General features: G+C 61.8%; 8 protein-coding genes. 6 read left to right on the top strand and 2 right to left on the bottom strand.

All coding sequences use genetic code 11. From position 1 onward, the window contains the following. The first annotated feature begins 65 nt into the window (after positions 1-65). The 5 genes from typA to D8M21_RS02210 all read left to right on the top strand — a co-directional run bounded on the left by typA (position 66) and on the right by D8M21_RS02210 (position 6,503). Positions 66-1,982, top strand: a complete 1,917-nt coding sequence (gene typA / locus D8M21_RS02190) for a translational GTPase TypA (RefSeq protein ID WP_048680464.1) — start codon at positions 66-68, stop codon at positions 1,980-1,982. Positions 1,983-2,012: 30 nt separating this feature from the next. Beyond that, positions 2,013-3,296 carry a PIG-L family deacetylase gene (locus D8M21_RS02195; RefSeq protein ID WP_126855620.1) on the top strand — a complete coding sequence of 428 codons (1,284 nt, stop codon included), beginning with the start codon at positions 2,013-2,015 and terminating at the stop codon, positions 3,294-3,296. A 182-nt stretch (positions 3,297-3,478) separates the two neighbouring features. After that, on the top strand, positions 3,479-3,802 hold the full coding sequence (gene fdxA, locus D8M21_RS02200) for a ferredoxin (protein WP_048680458.1): 324 nt from the start codon (positions 3,479-3,481) through the stop codon (positions 3,800-3,802). Positions 3,803-3,816: 14 nt separating this feature from the next. Continuing rightward, positions 3,817-4,950 (top strand): succinyldiaminopimelate transaminase, encoded by a 1,134-nt coding sequence (gene dapC / locus D8M21_RS02205; protein WP_048680456.1) that lies wholly within the window; start codon positions 3,817-3,819, stop codon positions 4,948-4,950. Positions 4,951-5,216: 266 nt separating this feature from the next. Then, on the top strand, positions 5,217-6,503 hold the full coding sequence (locus D8M21_RS02210; protein WP_048680454.1) for a citrate synthase: 1,287 nt from the start codon (positions 5,217-5,219) through the stop codon (positions 6,501-6,503). A 144-nt stretch (positions 6,504-6,647) separates the two neighbouring features. On the opposite strand, the gene galE is transcribed toward D8M21_RS02210, so the two are convergent. Both galE and dapD read right to left on the bottom strand, forming a co-directional pair. Further along, complete coding sequence (gene galE, locus D8M21_RS02215; protein WP_048680451.1) at positions 6,648-7,664, bottom strand: UDP-glucose 4-epimerase GalE; 1,017 nt, start codon at positions 7,662-7,664, stop codon at positions 6,648-6,650. A gap of 24 nt (positions 7,665-7,688) precedes the next feature. Further along, positions 7,689-8,654, bottom strand: a complete 966-nt coding sequence (gene dapD, locus D8M21_RS02220) for a 2,3,4,5-tetrahydropyridine-2,6-dicarboxylate N-succinyltransferase (protein WP_048680448.1) — start codon at positions 8,652-8,654, stop codon at positions 7,689-7,691. Positions 8,655-8,742: 88 nt separating this feature from the next. Here dapD and dapE point away from each other — a divergent pair, with 88 nt between their 5' ends. Beyond that, positions 8,743-9,873, top strand: a complete 1,131-nt coding sequence (gene dapE / locus D8M21_RS02225) for a succinyl-diaminopimelate desuccinylase (protein ID WP_048680445.1) — start codon at positions 8,743-8,745, stop codon at positions 9,871-9,873. The last annotated feature ends 134 nt before the right edge of the window (positions 9,874-10,007 follow it).

Genomic DNA, 10,007 nt, shown 5'->3' on the forward strand with positions numbered 1-10,007 from the left:
GGCGTAGTGGTGTGGCCCATCATCACGTCACACCAGCCATCCACCAGCAAAGTGAGCCTTATCGTATGACTGAAACGTCCAACACCGCCACTCGTTCCGACATCCGCAACGTCGCCATCGTCGCGCACGTTGACCATGGCAAGACCACCATCGTGGACGCCATGTTGAAACAAACCCACTCGTTCGCCGAGCACGGGGACGTCGAAGATCGTGTGATGGACTCCGGTGACTTGGAGCGCGAAAAGGGAATCACCATTCTCGCGAAGAACACCACCGTTGAGTACTCCGGCCCGGCCGCCAACGGTGAATCGATCACCATTAACGTCATCGATACGCCCGGCCACGCCGACTTTGGCGGCGAGGTCGAACGCGGTTTGTCGATGGTCGACGGCGTCGTCCTCTTGGTGGACGCGTCCGAGGGCCCGCTCCCGCAGACCCGATTCGTGTTGCGCAAGGCCCTCGCTGCCAAATTGCCCGTCATCCTCGTGGTGAATAAGGTCGACCGCCCGGATGCCCGCATCGACGAGGTCGTGTCCGAGTCCATGGACCTGCTCTTGGGGCTAGCTTCCGACTTGGCCGAGGAAGTGCCGGATCTCGATCTGGACTCCGTGCTGGACGTTCCCGTGGTCTACGCCTCGGGTAAGGCCGGCCGTGCGTCGACCGAACAGCCGGCCGACGGCGAACTTCCCGAAAACGAGGATCTGGAGCCGCTCTTCAAGACCATCGTCGATCACGTTCCGGCGCCGACGTACGATCCCAACGGCGTGCTTCAGGCCCACGTGACCAACTTGGACTCCTCGCCGTTCCTGGGCCGCCTCGCCTTGTTGCGCGTCTTCAACGGAACCCTGAAGAAGGGCCAGACGGTGGCCTGGGCCCGCCAGGATGGACAGATCAAGAATGTCCGTATTTCCGAGTTGCTCAAGACGAAAGCTTTGGACCGCGTTCCGGCCGAGGAAGCCAACCCCGGAGACATCGTCGCCGTGGCCGGCATCGAGGACATCACCATTGGTGAAACCCTGACCGACGTCGAGAACCCGCAGCCCCTCCCGTTGATTACGGTCGATGAGCCGGCGATCTCGATGACCATCGGTATCAACACCTCGCCCATGGCTGGCCGTGTTAAGGGAGCCAAGGTCACGGCGCGCCAGGTGAAGGACCGCCTCGACAAGGAGCTGATCGGTAACGTCTCGATCCGCGTCTTGCCGACCCAGCGCCCCGATGCGTGGGAGGTTCAGGGCCGTGGTGAACTCGCCCTGGCGATTCTGGTCGAGCAGATGCGTCGCGAAGGTTTCGAGCTGACCGCCGGTAAGCCGCAGGTTGTCACCAAGATCATCGACGGCAAGGTACACGAGCCGATCGAGTACATGACCATTGACGTCCCGGACGAGTTCATGGGCGCGGTGACCCAGCTCATGGCGGCACGTAAGGGCCGCATGGAAACCATGACCAATAACGGCACCGGCTGGGTGCGCATGGAATTCCGAATTCCTGCCCGTGGCCTCATTGGCTTCCGCACGCAGTTCCTGACGGAAACCCGTGGCGCTGGTATCTCCAACTCGTATGCCGACGGCTTTGAGCCCTGGGCCGGCGACATCGAGTACCGCACCAACGGCTCTATGATCGCCGACCGTGCCGGTGTGGTGACTCCGTACGCCATGATTAACCTCCAGGAGCGTGGCACGTTCTTCGTGGAGCCCACCTCCGAGGTGTACGAAGGCATGATCGTGGGCGAGAACTCTCGTGCGGACGACATGGAGGTCAACATCACGAAGGAAAAGAAGCTGACCAACATGCGTTCGGCTTCCGCGGATTCCTTCGAGAACTTGACGCCGCCGCGCAAGATGACCCTCGAGGAATGCCTCGAATTCGCCCGCGAGGACGAGTGCGTGGAGATCACCCCCGAGGCGTTCCGCATCCGCAAGGTCGTCCTCGACGCCAACGAGCGCGTTAAGGCCTTCCGAGCCCGCAACCGCGCAAACTAACCACCAAAGAACGAGCACGCTTTCCCGCCGATGACCACCCCCACGACGCACGGCTCCCACCCGGAGCCGTTCTACCCTGAGCAGGGCGAATACATTGCGCCCGACGCCGTCCGCACCCTACTCCCGGTAGGGGCGGAGGCGGCCGGGACGACGATGTTGTTCATCCACGCTCACCCGGACGACGAATCCACCTCGACCGGGGCGACGATGAGCCATTACGCGCGGGCCGGTGCCCGCGTCGAATTGCTCACCATGTCCAGAGGTGAAATGGGGGAGGTCATCGGCGACGAGCATGCTCGGTTAGATGTGAGGACGCGACCGAGTCACGATACTGGCGATGAGCTCGGGCACGTCCGCGAGGGCGAGCTGAACGATGCGTGTCGAGCCTTGGGCGTCCGCGGGCATCGTTTTGCCCGACGGAATGGGGCCGCGGGCTTCTTCCGCGACTCTGGAATGTCGTGGGGCAAACACGGTCGCGCGGAGTCCGCGTCGAACGCGGCCGACGACTGCCTTTCCCGTGCACGCTTGAAAGAATCCGCGGCCGCGATTGCCGAGGTCATCGAGGAATTACGCCCCGATGTGGTGGTGAGCTACGACGTCGACGGCGGTTACGGACACCCGGATCATCGGCGCACTCACGAAGCCACGATCAAGGCTCTTCACATGCTTCCGGCGCACGCTCTACCCGTATTGGTGTGGGGTGTGGAAGGTGAAGCGGACCCCGACGACGAACGGCAGCAGGCCGTGGTGGACGGAGACGCCGCGACCAAGAAGCTGGCCATGGCCGCGCATCAGACGCAGGTCACGGTGGGCGAAGACATGACGTTCCACTATTCCAATGGCGTGGAACAAAAGATTTCGGGGCGCGAGACCTACCGACTGCTCGCGCGTGTTCCGCACGATGACGAAGACCCCAGTGAATGCGAACCGGCGGGTCCTGTGAGTTCCTCGGTGACCGGTCTGAGCTTGGGCCTCATCGTGGGATTTATCGGCACCCTGTTTCATGCCTCCATTGGATATTTCTCTGGTTGGTATCTCCCGTGGGGCCTTGTTTTGGCCTTGATCTTGGTGCTCTCGGCCACGGTGTGGACCGCACACGTGACCCGCCGCGCTTGGGCGACGGTGCTCCCGGGCGTATCGGCCTTCATCTTGGTGGGCTTCTTCGTATACGCCCGCTCGGATTCGCTGTTGGTCATTCCCAACCCATCAGTCGCCATCGGTCAGGTGGGCATTGCGTGGGTTTTGGGCATCGTCGCCATGACGCTGCTCGGCGAGTGGATTGCGAACCGACATATTTTGCGCAGCCGTCGGTAACGACGTCGTCCGAAGTCACCTGGCTTAATTGCCGAGCAAACGTCGAGCCCCTGGGCCTAGAGTGGTGGGACCGGCCGTGAGAACGGAGCCTCACGGACCACTAGACTGGTGAATCAACGGATTCTCAGGGCCCTTCGACAGACACCGCAACGAGATCGGCCCGGTGCCGATGAGAGGTTTTCATGACATATGTAATTGCCCAACCCTGCGTCGATGTGAAGGACCGCGCGTGCGTCGAGGAATGCCCGGTCGACTGCATCTACGAGGGGGAACGCACGCTGTACATCCACCCCGACGAGTGCGTGGATTGTGGCGCTTGTGAGCCGGTGTGCCCCGTGGAAGCCATCTACTACGAGGACGACGTCCCCGAAGAGTGGGACGAATACACCACGGCCAACGCCGACTTTTTCGATGATTTGGGCTCGCCAGGCGGTGCCGCGCGCACGGGCGCGATCGATCACGATCACCCCTTTATCGCCGCGTTACCCCCGCAGAACCAAGACTGAAGGGGTCTAAGAGCATGACGTCGTTCGGCTTGTCGCTTCCTGACTACCCTTGGAACTCTCTCGCGCCGTACCGCGAACGTGCCGCGAAGCATCCTGGCGGAACCGTCGATGTGTCGATCGGAACGCCCGTGGATCCGACGCCGCAGCTCGTCCGCGAGGCCTTGGCTCAAGCAGCAGACGCGCACGGATACCCTACGACTCAGGGAACCACGGACGTCCGGCTTGCCGTGGCGGAATGGTATGCCCGACGACGCGGCGTAACCGGCCTGGACGAAAACTGCGTCATGCCGACTGTAGGTTCCAAAGAGCTCGTGGCCTGGTTGCCCTTCCTTCTGGGGTTGGGGGAGGGCGACGTCGTCGTTCGTCCTCGCGTTGCGTATCCGACCTACGACATCGGGGCGACCCTCGCGGGAGCAGAGGCCGTGGCAGCGGACGAACTCAGCGAATTGGATGAGCGGACTCGCTCAAGGGTCCGACTCGTGTGGGTGAATTCCCCGGGCAACCCCACAGGTCAGGTACGCGACGAGGAATCGCTCAGACGACTCGTGCGCGAGGCCCGCGAGGTGGGCGCCGTTGTGGCTTCCGACGAATGCTACGCCGAACTCGGTTGGGGCGATTGGGACGAAGCCCGGGGTGGCCGGCGCGTTCCATCGATCTTGGATCCGGCGGTCTCAGAGGGATCCTTGGAGCATCTCCTCTCCGTGTACTCGCTGTCTAAGCAGTCCAACCTTGCCGGATACCGGGCCGCTTTCGTGGCAGGCGACCCCGAGATCATGGCCAACCTCGTCAATTCCCGCAAACACGCGGGCATGATCGTGCCTCGCCCGATACAAGACGCCATGGCCGTGGCTCTTCGGGATGACGCTCACGTCGTGGCTCAGAAGGATGCGTACCGTCGCCGGCGGGAGGCTCTCAAGCCCGTCGTCGAGCAGTACGGCCTAAAGATCTCGGGTTCCGAAGCGGGGCTGTACCTGTGGGGATCCATGGGGGAGGACACCTGGACGACGGTCGGCAGGTTTGCCGACCTCGGAATCGTGGTGGGCCCTGGTGTTTTCTATGGAGAGCTTGGTGAGGGAATGGTCCGCATTTCGTTGACCGCAACGGATGAGCGCATCGCGGCGGCCGTGGAACGCTTGTCCTCTCTGTGACCTGCCCTTTGACTCTCGGGGTGGCTCTGGGGCCGCTCAAGATGACATCGGATGTAGCTTCAGGTCACGTCTGGATGAAATCCGTCTCGTTTCCGAACCCTAATTCGTGACGGTGTGTCGTCAAAGGGTAGGGTGTGTGGAGAGATTCTGTGTCCCCGCCCACGCCACGGCCCCTGGCCGCGTTTGTCGGGCGGCGATTTTATGCCAGGGCCCGGGCAACCCCGGAGCCTCGGCTGGTCGAGGGATGCGTTCACACGGGAGGAAAAATGACCGAAAAAGCGACGTTTACATTCGCTGGAACCAGTGTCGACTGCCCGGCCGTCGAACCCACCGACGGAACCGGTGCCTTCGACATTGCGAAGTTACGTTCTGAAACCGGCGGTTACGTGACGTACGACCCCGGGTTTATGAATACGGCAAACACCAAGTCGGACATCACCTACATCGACGGCGACGCAGGCATTCTGCGCTACCGGGGCTATCCGATTGAGGACCTTGCCCAAAAATCGAGCTTCGTCGAGGTCGCGTACCTGTTGATTTACGGGGAGCTGCCGACCGAGGATCAGATGGCCGAGTTCGATCATTTGATCCGGACTCACACGATGGTCCACGAAGACCTGAAAATCTTCTACTCGGGTTTCCCCCGGACCGCGCACCCAATGCCCGTCTTGGCCTCCGCGGTTTCGGCGCTCTCGACGTTCTATAATGACTCTTTGGACCCGCACGACGAGCGCGAAGTCGAAATCTCGACGATTCGCCTGTTGTCGAAGGTCCCCACCTTGGCGGCTTATGCCTTCAAGAAGTCCAAGGGTGAGCCGATGCTCTACCCGCAGAACGACCTGAACTACACCGAGAATTTCTTGCGTTTGTGCTTTGGGGTGCCCGCGGATCATTACGAGATCGATCCCGAGATCGCGAAGGCCCTCGACCTCCTGCTGATCTTGCACGCAGATCACGAGCAGAACTGCTCAACGTCGACGGTTCGTCTGGTCGGCTCGTCCGACGCCAACATGTTCGCTTCGGTCTCCGCCGGGATTAATGCTTTGTACGGCCCCAAGCACGGCGGCGCGAACGAGGCGGTCTTGAATATGTTGCGTCGTATTCAGTCGGAAGGCATCTCGCCTGAGGACTACATGGAGAAGGTCAAAAATAAAGAGGATGGCGTCCGCCTGATGGGCTTCGGACACCGCGTCTACAAGAACTACGACCCGCGGGCCCGTATCGTGAAGTCCACCGCGGACTCGATCCTGGAGAAGCTTGGCGGCGACGACGAATTGCTCGACATCGCTAAGCGTCTGGAAGACAAGGCCCTCGCCGACGACTACTTCGTGGAACGCAAGCTATACCCGAACGTCGATTTCTACACGGGCCTCATTTACAAGGCCATGGGGTTCCCGGAGCAGATGTTCACGGTCCTCTTCGCGATCGGTCGCCTCCCCGGCTGGATCGCCCAGTGGCGCGAGATGATGCAGGACCCGTCGACCAAGATCGGCCGCCCGCGTCAGGTCTACACCGGTCATCCGGAACGTCGCTACCCCGGGCTCGATTCCTAGCACCCACCGGGGCCTGTGGCCTTAGACCAAACGCCGCCGCATTCGTGTGAACCTCCAGGGGAGGTCGACACGAAAGCGGCGGCGTTTGGTCATTAAATGCCGGCACCGGGCCCCGGCGTTGAACCCCGGGGCCGGCGTCGTCGGTTATGCCTCGTAACCGTTGGGATTCTCGTGTTGCCAACGCCAGTGGTCACGGCACATCGTGTCGATGTCGCGAGTTGCTGACCACCCTAGGTCGGCGAGGGCAGAAGAGGGGTCGGCGTAGGAGACGGCGACGTCGCCCGGTCGCCGGTCGACGAGCTCGTAGGGGATTGCTTGACCGGAGGCCTTCTCAAAGGCATCTCGTACCTCGAGGACCGAATACCCATTACCGGTTCCGAGGTTCCAGGTGCGCAACCCACCATGGTTGGAAATGAAGTCCAGGGCCTTAAGGTGTCCCTCGGCCAGGTCAACCACGTGGATGTAGTCACGAACCCCGGTTCCATCAGGGGTGGGGTAGTCGGCGCCGAAGATCTTCAATTTCTCTCGACGTCCCACGGCCACCTGGGCAATGAACGGCAGAAGGTTATTGGGAACTCCCGTGGGGTCCTCACCGATCCGACCGGACTCGTGCGCGCCAACAGGGTTGAAGTACCGCAAGAGCGCCACATTCCACGACGCGTCAGAGGCGGCGAGGTCGATCAACATATCCTCGATATGTTCCTTCGTCCGGCCGTAGCACGACTGGGCGTCCATTGGCAGCTTCTCGGTCAGCGGCATCTCTTCGGGGGCACCGTAAACCGTGGCCGAGGAGGAGAACACCATGGTGCGGCATTCCACCTGTTCCATCGCGTACAACAGGTTGATGGTCCCCGCGACGTTGGTGTTGTAGTACCACAGGGGCTTTTCCGCGGATTCACCGACTGCTTTGAGGCCCGCGAAGTGAATGACGGCATCTGGCCGGGTCTGGGCGAACACGTCATTCATCGCCGTGGCATCGAGGAGATCCACTTGGTGGAACTCGATGGTCTTGCCGCCAGCGAGCTCACTCACTCTGTCCAAAGAAGTGCGGGAAGAATTGGAGAGGTTATCCATCACCACGACGTCGTGACCCGCCTCGAGGAGGGCCAGGACAGTGTGGCTTCCGATGTAACCGGCTCCGCCAGTCACCATGATTTTCATATGTGTGTCCTTGAAGTTTTGTGCCTAGTTGGCGTGAAGAATGGAGTTCAATTCGACGGAACCGCTGGCCCGCTCGATGGCTTCGACGGTGCCGGATTGCGAATTGCGGCGGAAGAGAAGGTTGTTCACTCCGGAAAGTTCGGATGCCTTGACCACGGTGGTGTCGTTGCCGGTAGCGACGGTGACACGCGTGCCGGACGTGATGTACAGGCCGGCCTCGACCACGCAGTCGTCACCGAGGGAAATCCCCACGCCGGCTTCCGCACCGAGCAACACGCGTTCACCGAGGCTGACGCGCTCCTTGCCGCCGCCGGAGAGGGTGCCCATGATCGAAGCACCGCCGCCAATATCGGTGTGATCGCCGACGACGACGCCCTGGCTAATGCGGCCTTCCACCATCGCGTGTCCAAGGGTGCCGGCGTTGTAATTGACAAACCCTTCATGCATCACGGTGGTTCCTTCGGCGAGGTACGCGCCGAGGCGTACCCTGTCGGCGTCGCCGATCCGGACGCCGCTCGGGACCACGTAGTCGACCATGCGCGGGAATTTGTCGACCTGGTAGACCGTCACGTGCCCTCGGGCCCTGAGCGCGAGGCGGGCCTGTTCGAATTCGCTGGCAAGCACGGGCCCGAAGTTGGTCCATGCGACGTTGGTCAACGCCCCGAAAATGCCGTCGAGGTTAATGCAGTTGGGCGTGACGAGGCGGTGTGAGAGGAGATGGAGCCGGAGGTAGGCATCCGCCGTGTCCACGGGAGCTTCCGCCAGGATCGTTGAGGTCTCAACGACGGTTTGAGTCACGTTGCGTGCCGGGTCGTCGGCCTGAGCCTCTTCGAGTGCCGAGCGCACCGAATCGTCGGGGTCGCTGGTCAACGTCGGCGTTGGGTACCAGACCTCCAGGATCGTGCCTTCGTTCGGGCCGGAGGCAACCACGGTTGCCAGGCCGAGACCGGATGCGTGTTCAGGGGTCGTGCTGTTAGTCATGTCTGCCATTCTACGAAGCCCACCGGTCAATCCGCACGGAAAGTCCTCGGCATGACACATCGTGGGACACAGGCTGCCGGGGGCCTAAGGTATTCACATGACTCACGATTCCCCAACGGCCGCGCAGCCCACCCCGAAACTCGACGTAGAGAAGAGCGTCGCCGACCTAACGGCGGATCTTCTCGACATCTATTCGGTCTCCGACGCCGAAACACCTCTGGCCGACGCCGTGGAGTCGGCCTTGGAGGGGGTAGACCATCTGACCGTGCACCGGCACGGAGATACCGTCGTGGCGCGGACGAGCTTGGGTCGTTCCGAACGCATCGTTTTGGCCGGTCACTTGGACACGGTGCCGTTGCCCACGACCCAAGGGGCCAAGGGAACCGTCCCCTCGGCATGGGACAAGCTCGACGGACGCGACGTGCTGTACGGACGGGGCGCGACCGATATGAAGGGTGGCGTGGCGGTTCAACTCAAGCTAGCCGCTACCCTCGTCGAGCCACTGCGCGACGTCACCTACGTGTTCTATGACCACGAGGAAGTCTCCAGCGACGCTTCGGGGCTGGGTGCCTTGATCGACGCCGCGCCGGAGTTGGTCACGGACGCGGACTTCGCGGTCTTACTGGAACCCACCGACGGGCACATTGAAGGCGGCTGCAACGGAACCCTGCGGTTTTGGATTACGACCGACGGCGTCGCCGCTCACTCTGGCCGGGCCTGGATGGGACGCAATGCGATTCACGGGATGAGCGATATCCTGCGGATCCTCGATCAGTACGAACCAAGAAGCGTCCTCGTGGATGGGCTGGAATATCGAGAGGGCCTGAACGCGGTGCAGATTCACGGCGGTGTGGCGGGAAATGTCATACCGGATTCCTGCAAGGTGCACATCAACTATCGCTTTGCGCCGGATCAGAGCCTCGAACAGGCCATGGATCACGTTCGTGACGTGTTCGGGGGATATGAGTTGGATTTCGTCGATACCTCCGCCGCGGCCCGGCCGGGTCTCGACGCCCCGCTGGCGCAAGAGCTGGTCCGATCGGTGGGCTCGGAGCCCAAGCCCAAATACGGGTGGACCGACGTCGCCCGATTCTCTGCGCTCGGAATTCCTGCCGTGAACTTTGGCCCCGGCGATGCCTTGTTGGCCCATTCCGACGACGAGCACGTCTTCGCGTCGGAGATTCACGACTGCTACGAATCACTCCGGACTTGGTTGACGAGTAGTTAAGCGCATCAGTGACTTCCCAGGTAATCACCGGGTGCTGACATGTTTCTGAATACGCCAGATCTTGGGTCATGGTCCAGAATGGGGGCATGAACTTTATCCTGGTGGGACTGACCTTCGTGATTTTGGCGGCCGTT

It is taken from the genome of Kocuria sp. HSID16901 (genome assembly GCF_003989425.1).
GTDB lineage: Bacteria > Actinomycetota > Actinomycetes > Actinomycetales > Micrococcaceae > Rothia > Rothia massiliensis.

What these genes read in the sequence shown, in the direction of transcription:
- typA (WP_048680464.1), top strand. Translation starts at nt 66, where the DNA reads ATGACTGAAACGTCCAACACCGCCACTCGTTCCGACATCCGCAACGTC.
- D8M21_RS02195 (WP_126855620.1), top strand. Translation starts at nt 2,013, where the DNA reads ATGACCACCCCCACGACGCACGGCTCCCACCCGGAGCCGTTCTACCCT.
- fdxA (WP_048680458.1), top strand. Translation starts at nt 3,479, where the DNA reads ATGACATATGTAATTGCCCAACCCTGCGTCGATGTGAAGGACCGCGCG.
- dapC (WP_048680456.1), top strand. Translation starts at nt 3,817, where the DNA reads ATGACGTCGTTCGGCTTGTCGCTTCCTGACTACCCTTGGAACTCTCTC.
- D8M21_RS02210 (WP_048680454.1), top strand. Translation starts at nt 5,217, where the DNA reads ATGACCGAAAAAGCGACGTTTACATTCGCTGGAACCAGTGTCGACTGC.
- galE (WP_048680451.1), bottom strand. Translation starts at nt 7,664, where the DNA reads ATGAAAATCATGGTGACTGGCGGAGCCGGTTACATCGGAAGCCACACT.
- dapD (WP_048680448.1), bottom strand. Translation starts at nt 8,654, where the DNA reads ATGGCAGACATGACTAACAGCACGACCCCTGAACACGCATCCGGTCTC.
- dapE (WP_048680445.1), top strand. Translation starts at nt 8,743, where the DNA reads ATGACTCACGATTCCCCAACGGCCGCGCAGCCCACCCCGAAACTCGAC.